Genomic DNA, 268 nt, shown 5'->3' with positions numbered 1-268 from the left:
GTGTTTGTTCATTAGACAATAGCTTATATTATAAAGATGGTGAAAAGAAAGAGCGATTCCAGATATCAGGAACTTTTTGCAATAGAGAAAAATATGATGACAAAGGTAATCCAATTGATGACAAGGGCGAAGTAGTAAAACCAATAAAGGCAAGTCAAGTTTGGAGAGCATATACATTAATTGAAAATATAGAAGAAAAAGAAGATGACTTAGGTAAATATTTAGAGATTAAGGGTCTAATTAATAAATATGGTAAGCAAGGTTGTAA

1 pseudogene is annotated in these 268 nt (G+C 30.2%); it reads left to right on the top strand.

The window, feature by feature from the left end:
- Window positions 1–268, top strand: a pseudogene (locus IC219_RS21515) (hypothetical protein); the annotation flags it as partial.

Origin of the sequence: Clostridioides sp. ES-W-0018-02, assembly GCF_020658175.1 — a bacterium.
GTDB lineage: Bacteria > Bacillota > Clostridia > Peptostreptococcales > Peptostreptococcaceae > Clostridioides.
The sequence above is the reverse complement of the archived record's forward strand: the minus strand, read 5'-3'. Positions and strand labels throughout refer to the sequence as shown.